Here is a 25244-nt window from a genome sequence, read left to right as displayed (position 1 = left end):
CGACCGCCGTGATGTCCAACGCCCTCCCCACCCTGCGTCAACTCGAGAACGCCGATGAGTTCGTCGCGCGCCACATCGGCATCGAACCGGCCGATGAGGCGCGCATGCTGCCCGTCATCGGCCACGCCACCCGAGCGGAGTTGATCGACGGCATCGTGCCGCCGGCCATTCGTCGCTCGGCGCCGATGGACCTGCCGCCCGCGACCACCGAAGCAGCCGCGCTGGCCGAACTGAAAGCCATTGCCGCGAAGAACAAGGTCGCGCGCAACTTCATCGGCCAGGGCTACTACGGGACGCACACGCCGGGCGTGATCCTGCGCAACATCCTCGAGAACCCGGCCTGGTACACCGCCTACACGCCATACCAGGCCGAGATCTCGCAGGGCCGCATGGAGGCGCTGCTGAACTTCCAGACGATGGTCTGCGATCTCACCGGCATGGCCATCGCCAACGCCTCGATGCTCGATGAAGCCACGGCTGCGGCCGAGGCCATGACGCTCGCCAGGCGCAGCGTCAAGAGCAAGAGCAACGTGTTCATCGTGGCGGGCGACTGCCATCCGCAGACCATCGAGGTCGTCAGGACGCGCGCGGCGCCGCTGGGCATCGAGGTCCAGGTCAGCACCGCCTCCGAAACGCTGCCGCACCTGATGGCGAGCGGCGATTTCTTCGGCGTGCTCGCGCAGTACCCCGGTACCACCGGCCAGGTACATGACCTGCGCCCGCTCGCCGGCCATGCCCACGCCAACGGCGCCGCATTGTGCGTCGCAGCAGACCTGCTCGCGCTCACGCTGCTGGCGCCGCCCGGCGAATGGGACGCCGACATCGTCTGCGGCACCACGCAGCGCTTCGGCATGCCTCTGTGCAACGGTGGGCCGCACGCGGCTTTCCTCGCCTGCCGCGACGAGTACAAGCGCTCGCTGCCGGGGCGGCTGGTCGGCGTCAGCGTCGACGTCCATGGCGCACCCGCCTATCGTCTCGCGCTGCAGACGCGCGAGCAACACATCCGCCGCGAGAAGGCCACGTCGAACATCTGCACGGCGCAGGTGTTGCCGGCGGTGATCTCGAGCATGTACGCCGTGTACCACGGGCCCGAAGGGCTGATCCGCATTGCGCAACGCGTGGCCGCGCTGACGGCCGTGCTCGCCGAGGGCCTCGAGGAAATGGGCCGCAAGCTGGCCAACAGCACCGCCTTCGATTCGCTGACCATCCAGACCGGCGACGACACCCAGGCCATCCTCGACCGTGCGGCCGTTGCCAACATCAACTTGCGCTGTCGCCTGCAAGGGCACCTCGGCATCTCGCTCGACGAAACCAGCACCTACGCCGATGTCGAAGACCTGTGGGCGTTGTTCGCGCCGAAAGACGCGCATTTGCCGCACTTCGAACTGCTGGCCGAAGGCGTCAGGCCGCTCATCCCCGAAGAACTGAGCCGCGCGAGTGCCTTCCTGACGCATCCGGTGTTCAACACGCACAAGAGCGAGACAGGCATGCTGCGCTACATCCGCAGCCTGAGCGACAAGGACCTGGCACTGGACCGCAGCATGATCCCGCTCGGCAGTTGCACGATGAAGCTCAACGCCACGAGCGAGATGATCCCGATCACGTGGCCCGAGTTCGCGAACATCCATCCGTTCGCGCCCGCTGACCAGCTCCAAGGCTATGCCGAGCTCGACCAGCAACTGCGCGACTGGCTCTGCGAAGCGACAGGCTATGCCGGCATCAGCCTGCAGCCCAACGCCGGTTCGCAGGGCGAATACGCCGGGCTGCTGGCGATCAAGGCGTTCCATGCGTCGCGGGGCGAGGGCCAGCGCAACATCTGCCTGATTCCTTCATCGGCCCACGGCACCAACCCGGCCAGTGCGCAGATGGTCGGCATGCAGGTCGTGGTGACGGCCTGCGACGCGCAAGGCAACGTCGACCTCGACGACCTGAAGCGCGCCTGCGAGAAGCACAGCGCCAACCTGGCCGCCGTGATGATTACCTATCCGAGCACGCACGGTGTATTCGAGACCGGCGTCAAGGCGCTGTGCGAGCTCGTGCATTCGCACGGCGGGCGCGTGTATGTCGACGGCGCCAACATGAACGCATTGGTCGGCGTGGCTGCGCCCGGCGAGTTCGGCGGCGACGTGAGCCACCTGAACCTGCACAAGACCTTTTGCATTCCGCACGGCGGCGGCGGACCGGGCGTCGGGCCGGTGTGCGTGGTAGAAGACCTCGTGCCTTTCCTGCCCGGCCACGCGACGGCCGACATCGCATCGCAAGGCCCCGGCGCGGTTTCCGCCGCGCCGCTTGGCAACGCGGCCGTGCTGCCGATCAGCTGGATGTACTGTCGAATGATGGGCGCCGACGGCCTCAAGGCCGCGACCGAAGTCGCGATCCTCAGCGCCAACTACATCAGCTCGCGACTCAAGGAGCACTACCCCACGCTCTACGCCAGCGCCAACGGCCACGTCGCGCACGAGTGCATCCTGGACCTTCGGCCGCTCAAGGACAGCAGCGGCGTGACCGCCGAGGACGTGGCCAAGCGCCTGATCGACTACGGTTTCCACGCGCCGACCTTGAGCTTCCCCGTACCCGGCACGTTGATGGTCGAGCCGACCGAGAGCGAGCCGCTGGCCGAACTCGATCGCTTCGTCGACGCGATGATCGCCATCCGCGGCGAGATCCGCCGCATCGAGGAAGGCGTCTGGCCGAGGGACGACAACCCGCTGAAGCATGCACCCCATACGGCCGCAAGCCTGATGGCGACCGAGTGGGGCCATCCCTACTCGCGCGAAATCGGTGCCTTCCCGTTGGCCGCGCTCAAGCAGAACAAGTACTGGTCACCGGTCGGCCGCGTAGACAACGTCTATGGCGACCGCAACCTGTTCTGCAGTTGCGTGCCGGTGAGCGAGTACGAAGAGGCGTGAGCGTGTGATCAGGCGGGCGTAGCCGGCCTGGTCACCGCAATCGCACGCTTCAACTCTTGGGCGCTGCCCCTGCCGCAACCCCCTTGCGGAACTCGGCCAGCTTCGCCTTCAGCCGCTTTTCGTTGGCCGGCCCCATTCGAATCATCATCTTCTGCCCCGCCGAAAGCGATTCGAGTCCCGGGTCCGCAAACTCGTAGCGCGTCCACGGTTGCGCGGACGGGTATTCGCCCTTCACTTCCGTCAGCTTGACCTGCGGCGCAGACGCCGGCTCCGGCGCCTGCAGCAAATGGTCGATCACCGCGACCAGCCGGTCGTTGAAGTAACCCTTTGGATAGCCGAGTTCCTCGTAGGCCTGCTGGAAGCGCGGATAGAGCTTGACGTAAAGCGCCGCGGCCTTCGGTGCGTCGACCTTCTCGGCAAACGACACGAAGGGCGCATAGCGCTTGGCGTTGTCCGCGGCGATGCGCTGCGACGGGCCCTCGCCCGTCACGGTGAAACGCTGCGGTGTCTGCTGCACCGGCCACATGCGCGTCGTGGCCTGTTCGCGGGTCAGGTTGTCGACCGTGGCGACCACGCGCCGCGCAAAGCCGTCGACCTGCAGGAACGATGCAACTGCGGGCTGCCCGAGCAAGGCCGTCAGCGCCTGCAGCATTTGTGCATCGGCGTCACCTGGCGGTGCGGCCTCGGCCTGCGACTCGATCGGGTAGCGGGGGCCGGAAGCAACGGCCGGCTCGGGTGCCGGCCCTGGCGGCGCCGCGTCCTCGACCGGTGGCGTCACGGCGGGCGCCTCGCTCATCTGTGCGGGCGGCTGAGGGCGCTGCGTGGTGAACCACCACCAGCCACCCGCGCCGATCGCCACCGCGATCAACAAGCCGACAACGATGCGGCCGGCCGGCGATTCGCCCTCCACTGGCCTGAAATCTGCTGTGTCCCGCTCAGGCATCGACTTCACTCCTTGCTGCATCTGAAAACAAGCTCATTGGAAACCCGCCGCGCAAGATTCGGGGTAACGTACTGTGAGCAACCCGGACATACATCCATGGACATCGATTTCGCTGCGCTCACCGAGCACCAGCGCTACAAACTCATGGCAAGCCTGATCGTGCCACGCCCGATCGCGCTGGTCACTACGATCGGGCCCGACGGCGTGGTCAACGCGGCGCCGTTCAGCATGTTCAACATGCTCGGCGAGGAGCCGCCCATCGTGATGATCAGCGTCAACCGCCTTCAGGACGGCGTGCTCAAGGACACGGCCGCCAACATCGTTCGCACCGGCGAGTTCGTGGTGCACCTGCCCGACGAGGATACCGCCGAGCAGATGCACCGCTGCGGCGACCGCCATCCGCCGCATGTGAGCGAACTCGACCTGGTCGGATTCACCGCCTTGCCCAGCAACGCCGTAAAGCCGCCGCGCATCGCGGAGGCGCCCGTCGCCTTCGAATGCACGCTGTGGGAAAAGCTCGAGACCACGAGCCGACAAATCTTCATCGGCCAGGTGCGATGGATGCATGCGCGCGACGAACTCATCGACACCGAGAACTGGCGCGTACGGCTGCAGAACTACTTTCCGATCGGGCGCTTCGGCGCTAGTTTTTACGTGAAGACGCGCGAACGCTATTCGCTGGCCGCGCAGGGCGCCGCGCGCAGCACGTCGATCGACGAGATTTGACCGCTCGCCGCGCGAGCCACCACTCTAGGAGCCTTCCATGTCCTCCGTTTTCAATGAACGTCTCAGCGGCAGGCTTGCGCCGACGCCGGGCGGCTCGGTCTACGTCGACCCGGCCCAACTGGCGTGGCAGCCCTCGCAATTCCCCGGGATCCAGATGAAGGTGCTCTACCGTGACGACGCGGTGGGCGAGATGACGGTGCTGCTCAAGTGGGAGCCGGGCGCGGTGTTGCCTTTCCACAAGCACCCTGAGATCGAGCAGAGCTATGTGCTCGAAGGCTCCTTCTACGACCATGACGGCATCTGCGCGCCGGGCAGTTCGTCTACCGCGTGCCAGGCTCGATGCACGAAACCCGTTCCGACGAAGGCTGCGTGCTGCTGGCCGTCTATCGCAAGCCCAACATCTTCTTCAAGAGCGCGGGCTTCGTCGCAACCTGACGCGTGAACCGACTCTCATATCGGTGCGCCATGACGCCCAGCGTCTTCTGCGACACATGAAATCAGGACGAGCACTGCGAAGTCTGTTCGTGAGCACCCCCGGAACCGGCTTTGCCGGGCCGCCCTCGAGGTCCCTCGAGGGGGAGGCGCCGCAGGCGCATCGGGGGTGTCTCATTTCAGTTTTTCACCACGCTATTGCGTTACCCGCGACACATGAAACCGGGACGAGCATTGCGAAGTCTGTTCGTGGGCACCCGCGGAACCGGCTTTGCCGGGCCGCCGGGTGCGCCCCCTCGAGGGGGAGGCGCCACAGGCGCATCGGGGGTGTTTAATTTCAAGCCGTAGCCGTTTCGGACGGCTGCGCACCGGCAATCTGGCGCAGCGCCCGCTCGAACACTTCGACCGGTTGGCCGCCCGAAATCAGGTGCTGGTTGTTGATGATGATCGCCGGCACCGAGTGGATGCCCGCATCGAGGTAGAGTTTCTCGCGCGAACGCGTTTCGGCGGCGTACTCGTCGCCGGTCAGGATCTCGCGCGCACGCGCCACGTCGAGCCCGACCGCGCCGACCACGCGCAGCAGAAGTTGGTGTTCCGACGGGTTTTCGCCCTCGGTGAAGTAGGCCTTCAGCAATGCCTTCTTCAGCGCGCGCTGTTGAGCGGGGCCTTGCAGTTCAGCCCAGTGAAGCAGGCGGTGCGCGTCGAACGTGTTGTAGATGCGCTTGCGCAAACCGATGCCGAACTCGAAGCCGACCGCCTCGCCGCGCTGGCGGATCATCTCGCGCATCTGGGCCTGCTGCTCCGGCGAAGATCCGTATTTCTCGCGAATGTGTTCCTCGATGTCCTGGCCCTCGGGCACCATGTTCGGGTTCAACTCGAACGGCTGGAAGCGCAATTCGGCCTGAACATCCGGCGCCACGCGCGCCAGCGCCCTCTCGAGCGCGCCCAGCCCGATGGCACACCATGGGCAAGACACGTCGGACACGAAATCGATCTGGAGTCGGGCGGTCATGAATGCGGCCTCAAGGACAGTGAAGAAAGAACAGCGACATTCTTTACTGTGGTGGCGACCTTTGGAGCTTCAAGGTCTTGGGGCGCAATCTGCCGCGCAGGACCTCATCGACAAGGCCCATCGACGAGGCCGGCGAACTTCACTCAGAGGCTGCGCCAGAAGTCGATGAGCAGTTCGGCGAACTCGGCCGGCCGCTCGACGGCACTGAGGTGCGCCGCGTTGATGGTCACGAGCCGCGCGCCCGGAATCGCATCGGCCATTTCCTTGGACATCATCATCGGCGTGGCCTCATCCTGCAGGCCACCGATGACCAGCGTCGGCACCGAGATGCGGTGGTTGCTCTCGCGAAAATCGATGGCCGCCACTGCGTTACAGCTGGCAATGTAGCCTGTGGCATCGGTCTTCTCGAGCGTCTGCTGGAGCGCAATCGCCGCAGCCTCGCCCTCGAAAGTCGACACCCACTCCGGCGTCAGCCAACGCGACACCGCCCCCGGCGCGATGGCCGCCACGCCTTGCGACGCCACCGCCTGCACGCGGGCGCGCCATGGGGACTGGTCCGGGTAATGCGCGGATGAATTGGCGATGACCACGCTGCGCAGCAAGTCCGGCCGGCGCGCCGCCAGCGCCTGCGCCGTCATCCCGCCCATCGAAAGGCCGACGAAATGCACCGTCTCGCCCACGGCTTCGCGCTCGATCAATGCAATCGCATCGTCGGCCAGCGTTTCGATGCCGAAGTCTGCCGTCGACTGCGCCGAGCCGCCATGGTTGCGGTGGTCGTAGCGCACCACCGTATGCGCGCGTGCGAGCAGCGCGGCAACGCCGTCCCACATGCGCAGGTCGCAGCCCAGCGCATGGCTCAGCACGACGATCGGGCCTTGGCCTTCGCGAACGACGTTCAATTGAATTGTCACGGTCTCTCCTTACGGGATTGGATTCGGGGCATCCACTGCAAGCGGATCATCGGCGAGGCTCAGGCTGGCAGAGCCCGCGGTCACGCAGCAGCGGCGGGCAACAGGCCCTTCTCGCGCAGGATGCCTGTCGCGATGCCGAACGCATGATTGGCCACCGGCACGCCGCAATAGATGGCCGACATCATCAGCACTTCCTTGATGTCTTCAGGGGTGAGGCGCGACTCCACCGGTCCGTCGAGCGCAGCGCGCACGTGCATCGCGAACTCCTCGTACGCGTGCACGCCCAGCATCATCGACAGCACCATCAGCCGGCGCGTCTTGTCACCCAGCGCGGGCCGGCCCCAGATGTCGTTCCACGCGTGGCGCGTGATCATTTCCTGGAACTCGCTGTTGAAGGCGTTGCGGTTCGCCAGCGCCCGGTCGACCCAGGCATCGCCCAGCACCCTGCGGCGGTGCACCAGGCCCTCTTCGTAGTCGGTCATCGTGTTCTGGTTATCGGTCATCGGGTGCGTTCCTTGATCGGGTTGGATGGCTTGCGCAAGTGCTCGATTTGCTCGATCGTCAGGCGCCCGGCGTGCTGCGCGAGCGCGGGGTTGAACCATTCGTCGGCCGCATCCTTGGGCAACTCGGCGCGCAATCGGTCGATGTTGGCGCGCATTCGCGCCACGTCGACCTGCAGCCCCGGCAACGCCGTGGCCAGCGCGCGCACGCTGCCATGCGCCGACATCAGCAGTTGAGGCCACTCCGCCAACTCGGCCTGCCATGCACCGAGCGCGCGCTCATGCTGTTGCGGCATCGCGCCCAGCAGCGCAGCAACGCGCTGCGGCGTGCGTTGCGCCGCAGCGAGCGCCACCATCGATGCAACCGGATTGCGCTTGTGCGGCATCGCGGAAGACCCGCCGCGGCCGGGCTCGCTAGGCTCCATGACCTCGGCAACCTCATACTGCCCGAGCAGCGAGATGTCCAGCGCGATCTTGCCGAGTGCGCCGACCATCAGCCCCAGTTCGCAGCCCAGCGCAATCCATTCGTCGCGCTGCGTGTGCCAGGTGGCGCGCGCATTGCCGAGGCCGAGGTCGTCAGCCATGCGCTGCATCACGTCGCCGCCCTTGTCACCCATCTGCGCGCGCGTGCCGACCGCGCCGCCAAGCTGCACGTTGAGCGCATTGGCCTTTGCCACGCGCAGCCGGGCGCGACTGCGCACCAGCGGCGCAACCCAGCCCGCGCATTTGAAGCCGAAGCTCGTGACGGAGGCCGGCTGCATCAGCGTACGCGCCAGCACCGGCGTCGTCGCATGCTGGACGGCATGGTCCAGCAGCGCATCGATGGCGCGCGAAAGGTCGGCCTCGACATGCGCCATCGCGTTGCGCGTGACCTGCGCCATCGCCGTGTCGATCACGTCCTGGCTGGTGCTGCCGAAATGCGTGTACGCCACTGCGTCGGCATTGAACAGCCCCACCGCCTCTTTCAGCGCCTTGACCAGGGGGATTGCCACACTGCCGGCGCGACTGCTCTCGCGCACGATGCGGGCGACGTCGAACAGCTCGACCTTGCAACTGCCGACGATCGACTGCGCGGCCGATTCGGGGATGAGGCCGACTGCGGCCTGCGCCCGCGCGAGCGCGGCCTCGAAGCGCAGCATGGCGTCGACAAAGCTGCGGTCGTCGAACGCGGCGAGCGTTTCCGTGGTGGAGAGAAAGCCTTCGAAGATGCTCATGGAAATGGCCCAGTTTGAAGCGGCTCAGGCCACGCTGGCCGAGTGGTAGCGCAGCGGTGCGGCAATCTCGTTGCGCATCGCCTCGGGATAGATCTGCTCGCGCAGGAACCGCATGTCGTGGCGCACGCCGTTGGCGGCCACGCCATGGCCGAAATAATCGAGGTAGTTGGGCATCTGCTGAATCAGCATCTCGAACCCCGCCTGTGCATTGAGCCCGCGTGCGCGCGCGGCCTGCACCAGCGGCGTCGGCTGCCCACGCAGCAGGATGTCGAACAGCGCCGCATGCGATTCCATGCGCGACACGTCGCATGGCAGCGCATCGCCCGGCGCCAGCCCGAGTTGCGAGGCGTTCACCACCAGGTCGTAACCTGCCGGATCGCTGGAGTCGACCGACACCACCGTCGCGTCGAAAAACGAATCGAGCTGCGTCGCCAGTCCGATCGCCTTGCCCGCCACCGGGTCGTAGAACGCGATGTGCTCGGCCCCATCGACCGTGCCGCCCTCCGCCAGCGCCACGCCGATGGCCGCGGCACTCACGCCGGCGCCAAGCACCAGCACGCGCTTGCCGCGAAAAGGGATGTTGTAGTAGTCGAGCGCATGGACCAGGCCTTCGCCGTCGAACAGGTCGCCTTCGAGTTCACCGTTGTCGAGGCGTCGCACGATGTTGGCCGACCCCGCCACGCGCCCGAACAGGCCGCAGCCGTCGAGCAGGCTCACGATGAGCGGCTTGTGCGGCGGCGCGATCACCATGCCCTTCACGTTCTTCGCGAGGAAGCTGGCTTTCAGGAACACGCCCAGGTCACGCGCGGCCACGCGTGTCGGCACCATCACCGCGTCGATGCCGAAGCGCTCGAACACGGCGTTGAACATGCGCGGCACGCGGACATTGGCAATTGGGTCGCCCGGGATCAGGTAGAGGTCGGTCGTGCCATTGATGGCCTGCATGTCTCACGCTCCGTTATTCAGGCAATCGCTCGCGCGGCGATGCGGGTTTGCCCGGACTTTAACGGCTCGATGCCGAATGCGAATCTCTTTTCGCTGGTTTCGTGCGATCATCGAACAGCCTCAGGCGATCATCATCCGCTTGCCGGGGTTTCACCGAGGCAACCGTCGCCTCGACACAATAATGCGAAGGACTCGCACGATGGCAAGAGACGAAGCGCAGGCTCCCCCACCCGGGCTCGAAAAGCGCGACTGGATCGCCGGCCTCGAACGCGGCATCAGCGTGATCGAGGCCTTCGACGATGCCAACCCCCGCCTCACGGCCAGCCAGGCCGGCCAGCGCACCTGCATGACGCGCACTGCCGCCCGGCGCTACCTGCTGACGCTGCAGCACATGGGCTATGTGGCGAGCGACGGCAAGCTGTTCTGGCTCACGCCACGGGTGTTGAGGCTCGGGCAGTCGTACCTCGAATCGGCCCGGCTGCCGCGCATCGTCCAGCCCTTCCTGCAGCGCGTGTCGGCCGGCACGCATGAGATCGTCTACCTGAGCGTGATGGACGGCGACGAGGTGGTCTACATCGCGCGCAACGGCCCCAACCGCAGCATGAGCACCGGCTATGTGCTGGGCGCGCGCGCGCCTGCGCAGGTCACGGCATCGGGCATGCTGATGCTGGCCTTGCGCGGCGACGCCGAACTGGACAGCTGGCTCGCTGCGCACGAACTCGCCGTGTTCACCTCGCACACCATCGCGAGCAAGGAGCGCATGCACCTCGAACTCATGCGCATCCGCGCACAGGGCTGGGCGCTGTCGGAGCAGCAACTCGACCTCAATTCGCGCGGCATCGCCGTGCCGCTGCGGGACCGCCGAGGCGAACTGGTCGGTGCACTCAACATCACGATGCCGATGGGGCATGAGAGCAGCGAGGATGCGGTGAAGCGGGTGCTGCCGGTGCTGCGCGAGACGGCGCAGGCGATGCGGAATTTGATTTAGGAGCCCAGTGCTGTACGACAACTCGAGGAGTTGCGACTTGTTGAGCGTAGGACTTCCGGGCTCGAACTTCATGTTGTGTTCAAGATCGCCGGGCTTGCACGCAAACGCCGGTTCTCACGTCACGCGCTTGAAGCATTCGGCCCGTGAGCCGGGCGCCGTCGCGGTCGGAGACCGCACACCTTGGAATTGAAACGGGTTCTGCCAATGCTGCGCGAGACGGCGCAGGCGATGCGGAACTTGACCCAGGCGTCTTATCGCCGACCCCACCCAAAGGGCGGCTGCCCCCGCCAATACCGCAACGTCAGCCAGCCACCGACGATGCCGCCCAGATGCGCGAAATGCGCCACCCCGTTGAGCGTGCCGGTCACGCCCAACCCCAATTCGACCAGCCCGTAGATCAGCACGAACAACCACGCAGGCATCGGAATCGGCGGGATCAACGGCACGATTTTCCGGTTTGGAAACAGCATCGCGAAGCCCAGCAGCAGGCCGAACAAGCCGCCCGAGGCGCCGATCGTGGGCTCCGTGGCACCACTCCACGCGGCGACCAGCAATTGCATCAGCGCAGCGCCCAGCACGCTCGCGAAATAGAAGACCAATTGCCGGCGCGGCCCCCACACGCGCTCCAATTCGGAGCCGAACATCCACAACCCGAACATGTTGAAGATCAGGTGCGACGGACCGCCGTGCAGGAAGGCATAGCTCAGCACCTGCCAGGGCATGAAGTTGCCGGAGCCTATCGGCCAAAGCATCAAGGCCTCCAGGTCGAGGCCGGGTAGCGAGTCGGCGAAATACACGACCACGCAAGCGAGGATCAGGGCCCGGGTCACGGGTGGCATGCGAAACATCGGGTGGATTCCGTTGGTTGATTCAGGGAAAAGACGGGCGAGAACATGCCAGTGTTCCATGACGCGAGCGCCCCTTCGGTGAGCCCCATCATCGAACTGGTGTGGGTGAACCGCAGCAGGAGGACCAGCGCGATCCACCAGGCGCCGCCATGGAACCACAGGCCGAAACGACACCATGAGCGCAATCGCCGCACTGATGCGCAGCAGCCGCACGCGCTCCCCGGTGTGGTCGGACAGCGCGCCCCATGCATAGGGCGCGAACACCCGCGAAAGCGACTGCACGGCCGCCAGCAAGCTGATCGTGAAGATCGGCGGTCCCTGGGCCTTCAGCCACAGTGGCAGGTACGGATTGAAGAACCCGATGTGCGCGAAGTAGCTGCCCGACAGGGCCGCGAACGCCAGCAGATGACCGCGCCCCGCGGCATCCGGCGCCGTCGCCGCTCAGAGAAAGGAGGCTTGCAGTGAGGCCGCGGCGGCGTCGCTCATGTGGAGCATGCGGGCCGCGCCCACGTCGGCGTTCTGGGCACGGTTGCGCAAGGCATGCTCCATCACCACGAGCGCCAGCATCGCCTCGGCAATCGGCGTCGCGCGAATGCCCACGCACGGGTCATGGCGACCCTTGGTGATGACTTCGACGGGCTGGTTGTTCACGTCGACGGACTGGCGCGGGCTGATGATCGAGCTGGTCGGCTTGATCGCGATGCTGACCTCGAGGTCTTGCCCGCTGGTGATGCCGCCTAGCGTGCCGCCCGAGTTGTTGGTGACGAAACCTTGCGGCGTGATCGAGTCGCCATGCACGGTGCCACGCTGAGTCACGCTTGCAAAGCCGGCACCGATCTCCACCCCCTTGACCGCGTTGATGCCCATCATGGCGTAGGCGATGTCGGCATCCATCTTGTCGAACAGCGGCTCGCCCAGCCCCACGGGCACGTTGGACGCGGTCACGCGGATGCGCGCGCCGCAGGAGTCGCCGGCCTTGCGCAGCGCGTCCATGTAGGCCTCGAGCTGCGACACATCCGCCGTCGGTGCGAAGAAGGGGTTGTTTGGCACGTGCTCCCAGCTATCGAAGGGAATCACGATCTCGCCGATCTGGGCCATGCACCCGCGGAACACAGTGCCGTATTTTTCAGCCAGCCATTTCTTGGCGACCGCGCCCGCGGCCACCATCGGCGCCGTGAGCCGGGCCGACGAGCGGCCTCCTCCCCGCGGATCGCGGATGCCGTACTTCTTCCAATAGGTGTAGTCGGCGTGGCCGGGACGGAACTGCTGGGCGATGTTGCCGTAGTCCTTGCTGCGCTGGTCGGTGTTCTGGATCAGCAGCGCGATCGGCGTGCCGGTGGTCTTGCCCTCGTACACGCCCGAGAGGATCTGCACCGCATCGGGCTCGTTGCGTTGCGTGACATGGCGGCTGGTGCCGGGGCGGCGGCGGTCGAGGTCGCCCTGGATATCGGCTTCGCTGAGCGCCATGCCGGGCGGGCAGCCGTCGATGACGCACCCGATCGCAGGGCCGTGGGATTCACCGAAATTGGTGACTGCGAAAAGGGTGCCGAAGGTATTGCCGCTCATGGCGCGGGATTATCCCAACAAACGCCACGCGGCCCCTCGCAACCGCACGTCACACGACAAAGCGGTGCGAATGCGGTTTTCACGCAACAGAATTGCAAACCAAATAGTTATCGCAGGGTAACATTGCGTAGTACTTTCAGTTGCACGTTTAAAGCCGCATGGCTTGGCCATTCGGACCATTGCATCCCTGCCGTTCCCGACGAAAGGGGATGGCCAGAACAACGCCGAAAAGGCGGAAATGGACGGCTACGAAATGATGAGCGCAATCAGCGACATGGGCACTGATTTCAGGCAATGGCAGGAATTGACCGATGCCTATGCAAGGCAGATCGACGCCCTCGCCCGCCGCATGCCCGGCGCCGCAGCGGAAATCGCACGGCTGGCGCAGGCCATGAAGGAACACGAAATCGCATTTCGCGACGCGCCGTGGACAATGCTGCCGGTGTAGGAAGGCGCCATTGCTGTCGATCTAATTGCGTAGCCATACGACGTATGGACACTACTTTCCTCGATGCATACCTTTGGACCTCGGTCGAATGACGACCGCAATCCGTGAAGGTTTTCATGCAACCCCACCTCCAGATCCGCTGCATTCGCCCCCAGGTCTATGCGTATTGCCTCAGTGCCGGTGGCAACTCGTTCGTGCATACCGAGACCACGCTCGAGTCGCTCGAAAGGTGTCTTTGGGATGCCTGCGATGCGCTCGGCCATTACTTTTCGAGCGTGCAGATCAGCCTCGAAGGGCAACCGCTTGGCAGCTACGGGGTCGCATTGATCCAGCGCAACGCACCCGCCCTCGCGCGGCAATTGCGCGCGCGATTCCTGATAACGCGCGAGCGCCAGGCGCGCCCTCTTTCGATCGTCAGCGCCACATAGAGCCGGCCTCCTTCAGGAATGGTTTTTGCGTGCTGCAGTGCAGCAGCAAACCATCTCGGAAGGAGTGCCCCATGTTGGACCGTACCGCCACCAAGTTCTCGCACGTCAAGCCCGGCGATACCCAATTCGTCTCCGGCGGATTGCGAGATTTTTTCCTGTACCGCGACCTCGGCGTGGCCGAAGCAACCAATGGCCAGGTCATTGCGCACCTGGTGAAGGCCAACATGCCCCCGGACGAAGGCACCGGCTGGCACCGGCATGAGGCGAACTTCCAGATCGTCATCATGGTCAAGGGCTGGGCCCGCTTCATGTACGAGGACAAGGAAACCCTGGTCGAGGCCGGCGACGTGGTGCACCAGCGCCCCGGCATCCGGCATTACCTGTTCGACTACTCGCCCGACATGGAGTACCTGGAGATCGTGTCGCCGGCGGATTTCAAGAGCGTCGACGTGGAAGCCGCAGCGGCCGTACCGCCGGCAACGCCCTGGGAGTAGTCAGGAAGAAACGACCCCGAAGCGCCTGCGGCGCCTCCCCCACGAGGCCCCTTGAGGGGCGATACCAGCGGCCCGGCCAAGCCGGTTCCACGGTATCCCGGGTATCTCACTGCGCTACATCTCACTGCGCTAAAGCCGCTCCTGCCCCTGCGGGCCTTCAGGCTCCAGCGTCGCCTTGCGAATCGCATCGTCGTCCATCAGTTCGTACCACATGGCATTGAGCACCGCAAAAGCTGCTGCCAACGGCAGCCCCAGAATCCACGAGAAGTACCACATCAGATTTCCTTTCCACGCGGGGAATCAGTAGGCATGGCCCCGCTCTTCGCGTATCGCGTCTTCATCCACCTTGCCCCACAGCACGTGATAGACCCAGCTCGTGTAGGCCAGCACGATCGGCAGGAAGATGCCGGTCGTCACCAACATGATGAAGAGCGTCATGTGGCTCGATGACGAGTCCCACACCATCAGGCTGGCGCGCGGGTCGATGCTCGACGGCATGATGAACGGGAACATCGACGCGCCCACGCTCAGGATGATGCCGGCGATGCCAAGCCCCGAGCAGAGCAGCGCCAGCCCGCCGCGCCGCGCGATCAATGCCAGCAGTGCGCCAATGGCACCGGCGAACCCGGCCGCGGGCGCGATCAACGTCCACGGGTGGGCGGCGTAATTTGCAAACCAGGCGCCGGCGCGCACCTCCGTCGACGACGCTGGTGATGCGGTAGCCGTTCACCACGGTCAGCAACAGCACGCCGGCCAGCGCATACAGCGCAACCGTCAGCAGCGCCGCCAGCATGCCGAACATGCGCGCCCGCTCGGCCACCGCACCGTCGGTCTTGAACACCAGCCAGCCGGCGGCATGCATCACCAGCATCACGACCGACACCATCCCGCACAGCAACGCGAATGGATTGAGCAGGCCGATGAAGCTGCCCTCGTAGAGGATGTGCATGTCGGGCGTGAAGCGGAACGGCACGCCCTGCAGCACGTTGCCGATCGCCACGCCGAAGATCAGCGAGGGCACCAGTCCGCTGTAGAACAGCACCCAGTCCCAGCGCGCGCGCCAGCCGGGATCGTCGCGCTTGCTGCGGAACTTGAAGGCCACCGGCCGCAGGATCAGCGCCGTCAGCACCACGAACAGCGCAAGGTAGAAGCCCGAGAACGACACCGCATAGAGCTGCGGCCAGGCCGCGAAGATGGCGCCGCCACCGAGCACCAGCCAGACCTGGTTGCCTTCCCACACCGGCCCCACGCTGTTGATGACGACGCGACGCTCGATGTCGTTGCGCCCGGTGAAGGGCAGCAGGATGCCGGCGCCCAGGTCGAAGCCGTCCGTCAGCGCAAAGCCGACCAGCACAATGCCCAGCAGCAGCCACCAGATGATTCGCAGCGTGTCGTAGCCCAGCAGATCGTGAAGGATCATGATTCAGCTCCCTGAAGCGAAAGGCCTGGATGGGTTTCTGCCGAAACCGCGCAATACATCACCCACCATCGGCGGATGCTCGTCGTGTGGCCCGTTGCGGATCGCCCTGAACATCAGCTTCAATTCAATGACCAACAGCAAGGTGTAGAGCGCGATGAAGCCCAGCAGCGTGATGAGCAACGTCGTGGCGCCGAGGTTCGACACCGCCACGGCCGTCGGCAAGACGCCTTCGATGATCCACGGCTGCCGGCCGAATTCGGCCACCATCCAGCCGGCCTCCGCGGCAATCCACGGCAGCGGAATCGCAAACACGGCGAGCTTGAGCAGCCACGCGTGCCGGTCCAGCCGCCGGCGCGCCGACAACACGAAGAACGTGAGCGTCAGCAGGATGAGGAACATGCCGATGCCGACCATCAGGCGGAAGGTCCAGAACAGGGGCGCGACCTGCGGTACCGTGTCCCAGGCCGCCTGCCGGATCTGCTCGGGCGTGGCCTGGCGCGGGTCGTCGACATAGCGCTTGAGCAGCAGCGCGTAGCCCATGTCCGGTCCGTTGAATTCGAACGCGTCGCGCACGCCCTGCGTCACGCTCGTCGTGCTGCCGGCTTCGCGTATCTGCTGCAGCGCGGCGTAGGCCTTGAGGCCCTGGGCAATGCGCGCCTCGGCACGCTTCACCAACTCGTCGATGCCGGGAATCACGGTATTGAGCGAGCGCGTGCCGATCAGGCCCATCACCATCGGGATATGCACGGCATAGTGCGTCTCGCGCGCTTCCTGGTCGGGGAAGCCGAAGACGGTGAACGGTGCCGGCGCGGGATGCGTTTCCCACATGGCCTCGATGGCCGCGAGCTTCATCTTCTGGTGTTCGCTCGACTGGTAGCCGCTCTCGTCGCCCAGCAAGACGACCGACAGCGAGGCGGCAAGACCGAAGGACGCGGCAACCGTCATCGAGCGCTTGGCCAGTTCGACGTGCCGGTTTTTCAGCAGGTACCAGGCCGACACGCCCAGCACGAAGATCGACGCGCACGCATAGCCCGCCGACACGGTGTGCACGAACTTGGCTTGTGCCACCGTGTTGGTCAGGATCTCGTAGAAGTCGCTGACCTCCATGCGCATCGTCTTCGCGTTGAAGACCGCGCCGACCGGGTTCTGCATCCAGCCGTTGGCAATCAGGATCCACAGCGCCGACAGGTTGGTGCCCATCGCCACCGCGTAGGTCGTGACCAGGTGGCCTACCTTCGACAGCTTGTCCCAGCCGAAGAAGAACAGCCCGACAAAGGTCGCTTCGAGAAAGAACGCCATCAATGCCTCGATGGCCAGCGGCGCGCCGAAGACGTCGCCGACATAGTGGCTGTAGTAGCTCCAGTTCATCCCGAACTGGAATTCCATGACCACGCCCGTCGCCACGCCCATCGCAAAGTTGATGCCGAACAACGTGCCCCAGAACTTGGTGATGTCGCGCCAGATGACGCGGCCAGTCATGACGTAGACCGTCTCCATGATGGCCAGCAGGACCGACAGCCCGATGGTCAGCGGCACGAACAGGAAGTGATAGAGCGCGGTGGCGCCGAACTGCAATCGCGAGAGAGCAACGATGTCCAGATCCATGTGGCGCTCCTCTTAATCAACGTCGGTTCTTGTTGTCCATCAATCGTGACGCAGCGCGTGGAGCGCAGCGTCGAAAGCGTGCGTGCCGCGCCTCAGGTCGGCCACGACGCAACCTTCCTTCAGGCAGACCAGCCGATCCGCCAACTCCGCCTCGCGTCGCAGATGCGTGGCGATAAGAAGACTCCTGCCTGCAACATGGCCGGACAGCCGATGCAACACATCACGCGCAGTGACGGTGTCCAGCGCTTCAGTGGGTTCATCGAGAACCCACAGGGGCGTATTACGCAAGAAGAGTCGCGCGAGCGCAAGTCGTCTTGACTGGCCGCCCGACAAGCCCAGACCACCTTCGCCCAATGGGGTGTCCAGCCCCGCCGACGTGGCCCGCACCTCGTCGCCGAGACCTGCCGCATCGAGCACGGACCATAGGCAGGCATCGTCGGCCGAAGGGTTGGCAAGGCGCAGGTTATCGCGCACGCTGTCGTGGAACAGTTCGGTGCGCTGGGTCAGCAGGCATGCGGGTTGCCTTGCGACGCTGCCGGCCACCGGCGTCAACTCGCCGGCGGCAATGGCCAGCAATGTGGACTTGCCCGCGCCGCTCGGGCCGATCAGCGCAACTCGTTCGCCAGCAGCGATGGCGAGCGACAGGCGAGCGACGGGGACTGTGCTCTGTGCATAGCCTGCAGTCACGTCGCGCAATTGCAATGCAAACGACGTTTCTTCATCGACAGGCGGTGCGAGCAACGTCTCTTCGACGACGGACATGCGCGGACCCAGCCGCTTTACCGCGAGCCATGTCCGCCCGGCATCGAGCGCCCCGCGCCGCAATGCCGCGAACGGCTCTATCGCAGTCAACGCGATGAGCAATGCCAACGCCGCGGCGGGCGCACCGATGGCGCCCTTGTCTGCCAGCCAGCCGACCGCTGACAACATGACGACCAGGCTCAGCGTGCTGGCAGCGCCGTAGCCAAATCCGGCAGCAGTCTCGAGCCGGTTCAATGCCAGGTCGGCCTTGGCAAGACGCGCGTCCGCGCTGGCCAACGCATCGCGTTGCGCATCGACACGACCCGCCATCACGAGGTCAGTCTGGCCCGCGACCAGGTCCACCGCACGCGCACGCAGTGCCTCGATCGCATGGCCGCGCAGCACCGAGGGCCGGCGCGCACGACTGGCAACGGCCATCGCCATGCCCCATCCGCATGCCACCAGCCAGAGCCCCAGCGCGAGGCCCACGCCTGCGTGCATGAAGCCGACGACCACGCCGGCCAGCACGGCCGCACCCAATGCCGCGAACGCTGGCACCATGAGGCGCAGATAGAGCGACTCCAGTGCGTCGATATCGGAGGTCAGGCGAAACAGCAGCCGCGACGGTTGCGCAAGCAGCGCACGCGCAGCCTCGGCTCGGGCCCAGCCACGGAACAAACGCACACGCAGCGCCGCCAGCACGCCAAAGGTTGCATCGTGCGTGACAAGCCGCTCCGCATACCGCGAGGCGGTGCGCCCGACGGCCAGCAACCGGATGCCGGCCGATGGCATGGACACATCGAACATGATCGCCGTTGAAGCATTCAACCCGGCCAGCGAAGCGGCGGTGATGAACCAGCCCGACAGGCCGAGCAGGGCCATGCCCGTCAACACGGTAAGCGCGGCCAACGACATGCCGAGCAGCAAGGCGCGCGGCTGTGCAGCGACGAACGGCTGCAGCACGGCACGCAGATCGCGCCTCGATCCGGTCACGCCGCCCGCTCCAGCAACTCGACATCCAGATTGACGACGCGGCCAATGCGCGAAGCAAGCACCGGGTCGTGCGTGGCAACGATCAATGTCTTGCCGAACGCCAATGCGAGCAGCGCATCTGCCACGTGCGCGGCAGTCTCGGTGTCGAGGTGTGCAGTGGGTTCGTCGACGAGCAGCAAAACAGCGTCGGCATGAACGGCAATGCGTGCCATCGCGAGCCGCACTGCCTCGCCGCCCGAGAGCCCGACCCCGCCTTCGCCAAGTGCAGTACCCGGATGCGCTTGTGCCACCGCTTCCAGCCCGACCAATCGCACGGCGGACGCGACCTGCGGCGCGCCGACACCGCTGCGGCCCAATGCGACATTGGCTTCCACCGAGCCCGCGAACACATGCGGCTTTTGCCCCATCCAGCCGATGCGCTGGCGCAACGCGGTCGCGGTGCGATCGGTCATCGGCACGCCGCCGATCTCGATCTCGCCGCGTGCGGCGGGCAACAAGCCCGCTATCAGCGACAGCAGCGCGCTCTTGCCCGACCCACTCGCGCCCAGCAGCGCGACGTGCTCGCCGGCTGCAATGCGAAGTTCGAAGCCGCCGAACAGGGGTGCCTCTCCGGGGTGTGCAAAGTGCAGGCCGCGCATTGTCACGGACGGCGCCCCATGCGCGTGCGCGACCCCGGGTTCGGCGTTGACCGCCGCTGCATGCCCGCCGGGAAATGCAAGCCCATGGCGCTCCATCTGGCCGAGCGCATTCAAGGCTGCCTCGCCAGCGGCGCGGTCATGCCAGACCGCGGCAATGTCTCGCAATGGCTCGAAGAACGCCGGCGCCAGCAGCAGGATGAACAGGCCTTCTCCAAGGCTGAGCCGATGGCCCCAGGTGCCGAAGGCCAGCGTGCCCAGCAAATGGAATCCCACATACGCAGCCACCATCGCGACGCCGAGCGCGGAGAACAGTTCGAGCACGGCCGACGACAGGAACGCGATGCGCAACACAGCCATGGTGCGTCGCCGCAGCGACTGCGCGGATTCGCCCAGACGCTGCGCAGTCGCATCCACCGCGTCCAGCGCACGCAAGGTGGCAAGTCCGCGCAGGCGGTCCAGCAGGAACGCATTCATGCTGCCCATTTCCAGCATCTGCGCCTTGCTCGCCGCCTGCGCGCTCATGCCGACGAAGGCCATGAAGACAGGAATCAGCGGGGCCGCAACCAACAGCACCAGCGCCGCGACCCATGACAAGCCTGCCACCACCGTCGCGATGGCCAGCGGCACCACCATCACGCGCCAGCGCGCCGGCTGATAGTGCACCAGGTAAGGCACCACCGCTTCGGCCTGCTCGGCGATCACGCTGGCCGCCAGGCCCGATGACACTCGCGCGCGATCCAGCGGCGATCCAGCGGCCAGTGCCGCCGCCGCATGCGCCCGCAAGATCGACAAGTGGGCGCGGGCCTGCGCGAAGACCCGGCGCGCACCCCAGGCTTCGCAGGCTGCGCGCAGCAGGCCCAGCACCAAGATACCCCCGGCCGGCCACCAGACTGCTGCCAGGCCGCGGCCGTAAGCAAGGCCCTGCACGGCCCAGGCCAGCAGTGCGGCCTGCGGTAACCACAGCAAGGCCGCGGCACCTTGCACAGCGCTGCCGACCTTCTGCGACTGGAGCGATTGCAAGTGTGGACTCGGCGATGGCGTTGTCATCCGTCGATCAGGTTGTTCACCCCCCGCAGGGTGCTCTCTCCGAACGCCGCGTGCAACGACTTTCGTTCGCCAGCGGAAACCGGCCACATGAGCGCACGACCCACGCACGACCCGCGCATGACCCGCGCACGCGGGGCCATGTTCCCTACAGCGCCGTAAGCAAGCCGCACAGCAAGAGTGCGCCGAACATGATCAGCAGAGCCCGCCAAGTTGCCGGACGCTGCTCGACCTGCGTGTAGAGCACCGTTGCGGCCCCAAGAGACAGCGCCACCGCCGCCAGCAACCCGGCCGCGTCGCCCCAGGCCGATCGCGGCGCCCAGCGGCTGACGATCGCATTGACCAGCAGGATCACCGGAAAGTGAATCAGGAACAACGAGTAGGAGATCCGGCCCAACAGCAAGAGAGGCATGGCCACCACCGGCCAATGCTTCGGCGCCAGCCAGCCGCGGCGGTCGGCCATCACGACCGCGAGGACCGCGACCAGCGCCACCGCAATGCGGCTGCGCCAGTCGACGGCCAACGCCGCCAGGCCCAGCGTGCCGAGCAAGGCCACGGCACTGCGCCACGTGATGTCGCGCGTGGCGCGACCGATCCAGAAGCCCAGCATGCCGAGCCCATAGGCACCGAAGAAATAAATGGCCGTGATGTCCAGCGAGGCTTGCCGGTTGAACACCAGCAGCGAGCCAACGACAAGGCCCGCGACCAGCGTCACGCCAACCCGGCGCGCCTGCACGGGCGGCAGGCGCCAATACCGCTGCATCAGCCCGGCCAGGCCAAACACCAAGACAGCAACCGCGAACAACTGAAAGTCGATGGCCACGTACCAGACGCCTGCCGACAGCGCCTCATAGCCCAGCAGGTCCTGCAACAACAATCCGTGCGCGATGAGTTGCGGCAGGCTTGGCGCGCCTGGCACGGCTTCGTCGTCCAGCCAGGGCCGCACCGCCGCCGCCACCAGCACCGTGCAGATGAGCGCCACAAGGTAAGGCATGACCAGGCGCCCGTAACGCTGGTAGAGCGCGCGCATTGCCGACCGGTCGCTTCGCAACAGGCCCGCGGGCGCAAGGCTCGCGGCGGCCAGGAAACCGGCAAGTACCAGGAAGACCTGCACCGCGAGCCTGCCATCCTGCGAGAGCCAGCCGAACAGGCGCGGCGCAAGCGGCGCCGCCCCTTCGGACAGGGGTCCGTAGCGAACCAGGTGGTGCCCGACGATGAGCAGGCAAGCCACGCCCTTGGTCGCATCGAGGAGCGGCATGCGCCCCGCCGCGGACTGCTGCGGCGGGGTCGCCGCGGTGCGTGTCGTCAATTAAAGCGCGAGGCGCTTGCGGGCGGCAAAGTACTCGCCCTTCAGTTTCTCGATGAAAGCAGCTGCCGTTGCCACTTCCGTGACCGCGCCGATGCCCTGGCCCGAGCCCCAGATGTCCTTCCAGGCCTTGGCCTTGCTGCCTTCGCCACCGCCGAAGTTCATCGTCTTCAGGTCGCCCTCAGGCAGGTTTTTCGGGTCCATTCCGGCCGCGACGATCGACGGCGCCAGGTAGTTGCCATGCACGCCGGTGAACAGGTTCGAGTAGACGATGTCGTCGGACGTGCCGTCGACGATGGCCTGCTTGTAGTCGGCGCTGGCGCGTGCTTCCTCGGTCGCGATGAAAGCGGTGCCGATGTAGGCGAAGTCGGCGCCCATGGCCTGCGCAGCGAGCACCGCATCGCCGGTGGCGATCGAGCCCGACAACGCGATCGGGCCGTCGAACCAGCGGCGGATTTCGTGGATCAGCGCAAACGGGCTTTTCACGCCCGCGTGGCCGCCGGCACCGGCCGCCACGGCGATGATGCCGTCGGCGCCCTTCTCGATCGCCTTGCGCGCGAACTTGTTGTCGATCACGTCATGCAGCGTGACGCCACCGTAGCTGTGCACCGCATCGTTGACGTCGGTGCGCGCGCCGAGCGAGGTAATGACGATCGGCACCTTGTACTTCACGACCATCTCCATGTCGTGCTCGAGCCGGTCGTTGCTCTTGTGCACGATCTGGTTGATGGCGAACGGCGCGGCCGGGTTGTCCGGATTGGCCTTGTTGTAGGCGGCGAGTTCTTCGGTGATCTCGGCCAGCCAATCTTCCAGCTGCGAAGCCGGGCGCGCATTGAGCGCGGGCATCGCACCGACCACGCCTGCCTTGCATTGCGCAACCACGAGCTTTGGGTTGCTGATGATGAACAGCGGCGAACCGATGATGGGCAACGGCAGGTTGGCGAGGACGGGGGGCAGTTTCGACATGATCGGTTTGTCTGTTGGGAATGTTGAATACGGGAGCGGGCAGCCGACGCAGAAGCAATACCATCAGATTCTGGATTTACTTCTGCGATTCCTGCGTAACCTTCGCGACCTCTGCGTTCGGCCGCTCGAGTGTCAGAACGCCTCGAGCGCCATCGCAGTCACGCTCTCGCCGCCTTCGACGATGCTGTCGCGCAGGCCGGGCGCCTTGTTGAGGATGTGCTCCGCATAGAAGCGCGCGGTCGCGATCTTGGCCTGCATGAACTCGACGTCGTTGTTCTGCGAAGCGAGGTCTTCCGCGATGATCAGCGAGCGAGCGAGCTGCCACCCGGCCACCACATTGCCTGCGAGCATCAGGTACGGCACGCTGCCGGCGAACACTGCGTTGGGCGAGCCCTTGGCCTGGGTCACGACGAAGTCGACCACGTCGAGCAAGGCTTCGCGGCCCGCCTTGAGGCGCTTCAGCATCGAGGCCGATGCAGCACTGCTCCGTTTGGCCAATTCGGCTTCCGTCTTCTCGATCTGCGCGGCGACCGCCCTCGCGGTTGCGCCGCCGTCGCGCATGGTCTTGCGGCCCACCAGGTCATTGGCCTGGATCGCCGTCGTGCCTTCGTAGATCGTCAGGATCTTGGCATCGCGCAGGTACTGCGCCACGCCGGTTTCCTCGATGAAGCCCATGCCGCCGTGCACCTGCACGCCAAGCGATGCCACTTCCAGGCTCATCTCGGTGCTGTAGCCCTTGACGAGCGGAACGAGAAAGTCGTAGACGGCTTCGTTCTCCTTGCGCGCGTCGGAATCCGGATGCCTGTGTGCCGCGTCGTAAGCCGCTGCGCCGACGCTGGCCATGGCACGGCAGCCTTCGACGTAAGCGCGCATCGTCATCAGCATGCGCTTGATGTCGGGGTGGTGAATGATCGGCGCGCTGGCCTTGATCGAACCATCGACCGGACGGCTCTGCACGCGTTCCTTTGCATAGGCCACGGCCGCCTGGTAGGCACGCTCTGCCACCGCGATGCCCTGCACTCCGACGCCAAAGCGCGCCACGTTCATCATGATGAACATGTACTCGAGACCACGGTTTTCCTCGCCGACGAGATAGCCTGCGGCACCGCCGTTGTCCCCGTATTGCAGCACTGCGGTCGGCGATGCCTTGATGCCCAGCTTGTGCTCGATGCTCACGCAATGCACGTCGTTGCGCTCACCCAGCGAACCGTCCTTGTTGACCATGAACTTCGGCACGATGAACAGGCTGATGCCCTTGACACCTTCAGGTGCGCCGGTCACGCGGGCCAGCACGAGATGCACGATGTTCTCGGCCATGTCGTGCTCGCCATAGGTAATGAAGATCTTCGTGCCGAAGACCTTGTAGGTGCCGTCGGGCTGCGGCTCTGCGCGGCTGCGCACCAATGCGAGATCGCTGCCGGCCTGCGGCTCGGTGAGGTTCATCGTGCCGGTCCATTGGCCGGCGATGAGTTTTTCGAGATAGGTCGATTTGAGTTCGTCCGAGCCGGCCATCAACAGCGCTTCGGTCGCGCCGTCGCTCAACAGCGGGCACAGAGCGAAGCTCATGTTGGCCGAGTTGATCATCTCGGTGCAGGCCGCGCCGATGGTCTTGGGCAAGCCCTGGCCACCGAATTCGGTCGGGTGTTGAATGCCTTGCCAGCCTCCCGCGGCGTATTGCGCGTAGGCGTCCTTGAAGCCGGCAGTGGTCGTGACCTTGCCATCCTTGAACGTCGAAGGCGCGCGGTCGCCTTCGACGTTCAACGGCGCGATCACATCCTGGTTGAAGCGCGCGCATTCTTCGAGCACGGCCTGCGCGGTTTCGAGGCCGGCGTCTTCAAAGCCCGGGAGCTTGGCGACTTCGGCGATGTTGGCCAGGTGCTCGATGTCGAACAGCATGTCCTTGAGGGGCGCGGTGTAGCTCATATCCTGTCTCTCTGAAAAGATGTGAAAAGGGCATCGCGAACGATGCCCTTGATGCTGTCGGGCTCCGAGGCCTTAGAGCGCCTTCACCAGTTCCGGCACCGCCGTAAACAAATCAGCCACGAGGCCGTAGTCGGCCACCGAGAAGATCGGGGCTTCTTCGTCCTTGTTGATCGCGACGATCACCTTGGAGTCCTTCATGCCGGCCAGATGCTGGATCGCACCCGAGATGCCCGCTGCGATGTAG

The 25244-nt window shown here is 65.5% G+C and carries 22 protein-coding genes and 2 pseudogenes; 7 read left to right on the top strand and 17 right to left on the bottom strand.

The window, feature by feature from the left end:
• Window positions 1–11 precede the first annotated feature (11 nt).
• Window positions 12–2909 (top strand): aminomethyl-transferring glycine dehydrogenase, encoded by a 2898-nt coding sequence (gene gcvP, locus WKW80_RS32910; protein WP_340367791.1) that lies wholly within the window; start codon window positions 12–14, stop codon window positions 2907–2909.
• Window positions 2910–2958: 49 nt separating this feature from the next.
• Here the strand turns inward: gcvP and WKW80_RS32905 are convergent, their stop codons facing one another.
• Window positions 2959–3852 carry a DUF3014 domain-containing protein gene (locus WKW80_RS32905; protein ID WP_340367790.1) on the bottom strand — a complete coding sequence of 298 codons (894 nt, stop codon included), beginning with the start codon at window positions 3850–3852 and terminating at the stop codon, window positions 2959–2961.
• A 96-nt stretch (window positions 3853–3948) separates the two neighbouring features.
• Between WKW80_RS32905 and WKW80_RS32900 the strand changes: the two genes are divergently transcribed.
• Together WKW80_RS32900 and WKW80_RS32895 are read left to right on the top strand one after the other, a co-directional pair.
• Window positions 3949–4578, top strand: a complete 630-nt coding sequence (locus WKW80_RS32900; RefSeq protein ID WP_340367789.1) for a flavin reductase family protein — start codon at window positions 3949–3951, stop codon at window positions 4576–4578.
• A 37-nt stretch (window positions 4579–4615) separates the two neighbouring features.
• Window positions 4616–5020: a cupin domain-containing protein gene (locus WKW80_RS32895; RefSeq protein WP_340367788.1), complete on the top strand. Its 405-nt coding sequence runs from the start codon at window positions 4616–4618 to the stop codon at window positions 5018–5020.
• Between the two features lie 327 nt (window positions 5021–5347).
• On the opposite strand, the gene WKW80_RS32890 is transcribed toward WKW80_RS32895, so the two are convergent.
• The 5 genes from WKW80_RS32890 to WKW80_RS32870 form a co-directional block, all read right to left on the bottom strand.
• Window positions 5348–6022, bottom strand: coding sequence for a DsbA family oxidoreductase (locus WKW80_RS32890; RefSeq protein WP_340367787.1), 675 nt, complete (start codon window positions 6020–6022; stop codon window positions 5348–5350).
• 143 nt (window positions 6023–6165) lie between these two features.
• Window positions 6166–6933 (bottom strand): alpha/beta fold hydrolase, encoded by a 768-nt coding sequence (locus WKW80_RS32885; protein WP_340367786.1) that lies wholly within the window; start codon window positions 6931–6933, stop codon window positions 6166–6168.
• A gap of 80 nt (window positions 6934–7013) precedes the next feature.
• On the bottom strand, window positions 7014–7436 hold the full coding sequence (locus WKW80_RS32880) for a carboxymuconolactone decarboxylase family protein (RefSeq protein ID WP_340367785.1): 423 nt from the start codon (window positions 7434–7436) through the stop codon (window positions 7014–7016).
• Window positions 7433–8647: a lyase family protein gene (locus WKW80_RS32875; protein WP_340367784.1), complete on the bottom strand. Its 1215-nt coding sequence runs from the start codon at window positions 8645–8647 to the stop codon at window positions 7433–7435. Before WKW80_RS32875 ends, WKW80_RS32880 begins: the two co-directional genes overlap by 4 nt.
• A gap of 24 nt (window positions 8648–8671) precedes the next feature.
• Window positions 8672–9592 (bottom strand): shikimate dehydrogenase family protein, encoded by a 921-nt coding sequence (locus tag WKW80_RS32870; protein WP_340367783.1) that lies wholly within the window; start codon window positions 9590–9592, stop codon window positions 8672–8674.
• A gap of 199 nt (window positions 9593–9791) precedes the next feature.
• On the opposite strand from WKW80_RS32870, the gene WKW80_RS32865 reads away from it, so the two are divergent.
• Entirely contained in the window at window positions 9792–10580 is a 789-nt protein-coding gene (locus WKW80_RS32865) for an IclR family transcriptional regulator domain-containing protein (RefSeq protein WP_340367782.1), read from the top strand.
• 251 nt (window positions 10581–10831) lie between these two features.
• Here WKW80_RS32865 and WKW80_RS37720 read toward each other — a convergent pair whose 3' ends face one another.
• Window positions 10832–11758: a rhomboid family intramembrane serine protease gene (locus WKW80_RS37720; protein WP_479694163.1), complete on the bottom strand. Its 927-nt coding sequence runs from the start codon at window positions 11756–11758 to the stop codon at window positions 10832–10834.
• A 111-nt stretch (window positions 11759–11869) separates the two neighbouring features.
• Window positions 11870–12994: a chorismate synthase gene (aroC, locus tag WKW80_RS32850; protein WP_340367780.1), complete on the bottom strand. Its 1125-nt coding sequence runs from the start codon at window positions 12992–12994 to the stop codon at window positions 11870–11872.
• 163 nt (window positions 12995–13157) lie between these two features.
• On the opposite strand from aroC, the gene WKW80_RS32845 reads away from it, so the two are divergent.
• The 3 genes from WKW80_RS32845 (at window position 13158) to WKW80_RS32835 (ending at window position 14364) form a co-directional block, all read left to right on the top strand.
• A complete protein-coding gene (locus WKW80_RS32845; RefSeq protein ID WP_340367779.1) occupies window positions 13158–13442 on the top strand; it encodes a hypothetical protein in 285 nt (94 codons plus the stop codon).
• A gap of 116 nt (window positions 13443–13558) precedes the next feature.
• Window positions 13559–13870, top strand: a complete 312-nt coding sequence (locus WKW80_RS32840; RefSeq protein ID WP_340367778.1) for a hypothetical protein — start codon at window positions 13559–13561, stop codon at window positions 13868–13870.
• 71 nt (window positions 13871–13941) lie between these two features.
• Window positions 13942–14364 carry a cupin domain-containing protein gene (locus WKW80_RS32835; RefSeq protein ID WP_340367777.1) on the top strand — a complete coding sequence of 141 codons (423 nt, stop codon included), beginning with the start codon at window positions 13942–13944 and terminating at the stop codon, window positions 14362–14364.
• Between the two features lie 129 nt (window positions 14365–14493).
• Here the strand turns inward: WKW80_RS32835 and cydX are convergent, their stop codons facing one another.
• The 9 genes and pseudogenes from cydX to WKW80_RS32790 all read right to left on the bottom strand — a co-directional run.
• Window positions 14494–14640: a cytochrome bd-I oxidase subunit CydX gene (gene cydX, locus WKW80_RS32830; protein WP_340367776.1), complete on the bottom strand. Its 147-nt coding sequence runs from the start codon at window positions 14638–14640 to the stop codon at window positions 14494–14496.
• 24 nt (window positions 14641–14664) lie between these two features.
• Window positions 14665–15784, bottom strand: a pseudogene (gene cydB / locus WKW80_RS32825) (cytochrome d ubiquinol oxidase subunit II).
• Between the two features lie 3 nt (window positions 15785–15787).
• Window positions 15788–17389, bottom strand: a complete 1602-nt coding sequence (locus WKW80_RS32820) for a cytochrome ubiquinol oxidase subunit I (RefSeq protein WP_340367775.1) — start codon at window positions 17387–17389, stop codon at window positions 15788–15790.
• 39 nt (window positions 17390–17428) lie between these two features.
• Window positions 17429–19123, bottom strand: coding sequence for an amino acid ABC transporter ATP-binding/permease protein (locus WKW80_RS32815; protein WP_340367774.1), 1695 nt, complete (start codon window positions 19121–19123; stop codon window positions 17429–17431).
• The gene (gene cydD / locus WKW80_RS32810) at window positions 19120–20808 is read right to left on the bottom strand and encodes a thiol reductant ABC exporter subunit CydD (protein ID WP_340367773.1); all 1689 of its coding nucleotides are present in this window, start codon (window positions 20806–20808) and stop codon (window positions 19120–19122) included. Before cydD ends, WKW80_RS32815 begins: the two co-directional genes overlap by 4 nt.
• A 145-nt stretch (window positions 20809–20953) precedes the next feature.
• Window positions 20954–22063 (bottom strand): acyltransferase family protein, encoded by a 1110-nt coding sequence (locus WKW80_RS32805; protein WP_422823010.1) that lies wholly within the window; start codon window positions 22061–22063, stop codon window positions 20954–20956.
• Window positions 22064–22114: 51 nt separating this feature from the next.
• The gene (locus WKW80_RS32800) at window positions 22115–23077 is read right to left on the bottom strand and encodes an NAD(P)H-dependent flavin oxidoreductase (RefSeq protein ID WP_340367771.1); all 963 of its coding nucleotides are present in this window, start codon (window positions 23075–23077) and stop codon (window positions 22115–22117) included.
• Window positions 23078–23209: 132 nt separating this feature from the next.
• Window positions 23210–25000 (bottom strand): acyl-CoA dehydrogenase, encoded by a 1791-nt coding sequence (locus tag WKW80_RS32795; RefSeq protein WP_340367770.1) that lies wholly within the window; start codon window positions 24998–25000, stop codon window positions 23210–23212.
• A gap of 72 nt (window positions 25001–25072) precedes the next feature.
• Window positions 25073–25244, bottom strand: a pseudogene (locus WKW80_RS32790) (electron transfer flavoprotein subunit alpha/FixB family protein); the annotation flags it as partial.

Origin of the sequence: Variovorax humicola (assembly GCF_037889915.1) — a bacterium.
In the GTDB taxonomy this organism is placed as follows: Bacteria; Pseudomonadota; Gammaproteobacteria; order Burkholderiales; family Burkholderiaceae_C; genus Variovorax; species Variovorax humicola.
The sequence above is the reverse complement of the archived record's forward strand: the minus strand, read 5'-3'. Positions and strand labels throughout refer to the sequence as shown.

Coding starts and splice junctions, on each gene's coding strand:
- gcvP (WP_340367791.1), top strand. CDS start 12: ATGTCCAACGCCCTCCCCACCCTGCGTCAACTCGAGAACGCCGATGAG.
- WKW80_RS32905 (WP_340367790.1), bottom strand. CDS start 3,852: ATGCCTGAGCGGGACACAGCAGATTTCAGGCCAGTGGAGGGCGAATCG.
- WKW80_RS32900 (WP_340367789.1), top strand. CDS start 3,949: ATGGACATCGATTTCGCTGCGCTCACCGAGCACCAGCGCTACAAACTC.
- WKW80_RS32895 (WP_340367788.1), top strand. CDS start 4,616: ATGTCCTCCGTTTTCAATGAACGTCTCAGCGGCAGGCTTGCGCCGACG.
- WKW80_RS32890 (WP_340367787.1), bottom strand. CDS start 6,022: ATGACCGCCCGACTCCAGATCGATTTCGTGTCCGACGTGTCTTGCCCA.
- WKW80_RS32880 (WP_340367785.1), bottom strand. CDS start 7,436: ATGACCGATAACCAGAACACGATGACCGACTACGAAGAGGGCCTGGTG.
- WKW80_RS32875 (WP_340367784.1), bottom strand. CDS start 8,647: ATGAGCATCTTCGAAGGCTTTCTCTCCACCACGGAAACGCTCGCCGCG.
- WKW80_RS32870 (WP_340367783.1), bottom strand. CDS start 9,592: ATGCAGGCCATCAATGGCACGACCGACCTCTACCTGATCCCGGGCGAC.
- WKW80_RS32865 (WP_340367782.1), top strand. CDS start 9,792: ATGGCAAGAGACGAAGCGCAGGCTCCCCCACCCGGGCTCGAAAAGCGC.
- aroC (WP_340367780.1), bottom strand. CDS start 12,994: ATGAGCGGCAATACCTTCGGCACCCTTTTCGCAGTCACCAATTTCGGT.
- WKW80_RS32840 (WP_340367778.1), top strand. CDS start 13,559: ATGCAACCCCACCTCCAGATCCGCTGCATTCGCCCCCAGGTCTATGCG.
- WKW80_RS32835 (WP_340367777.1), top strand. CDS start 13,942: ATGTTGGACCGTACCGCCACCAAGTTCTCGCACGTCAAGCCCGGCGAT.
- cydX (WP_340367776.1), bottom strand. CDS start 14,640: ATGTGGTACTTCTCGTGGATTCTGGGGCTGCCGTTGGCAGCAGCTTTT.
- WKW80_RS32820 (WP_340367775.1), bottom strand. CDS start 17,389: ATGGATCTGGACATCGTTGCTCTCTCGCGATTGCAGTTCGGCGCCACC.
- cydD (WP_340367773.1), bottom strand. CDS start 20,808: ATGACAACGCCATCGCCGAGTCCACACTTGCAATCGCTCCAGTCGCAG.
- WKW80_RS32805 (WP_422823010.1), bottom strand. CDS start 22,063: ATGCCGCTCCTCGATGCGACCAAGGGCGTGGCTTGCCTGCTCATCGTC.
- WKW80_RS32800 (WP_340367771.1), bottom strand. CDS start 23,077: ATGTCGAAACTGCCCCCCGTCCTCGCCAACCTGCCGTTGCCCATCATC.
- WKW80_RS32795 (WP_340367770.1), bottom strand. CDS start 25,000: ATGAGCTACACCGCGCCCCTCAAGGACATGCTGTTCGACATCGAGCAC.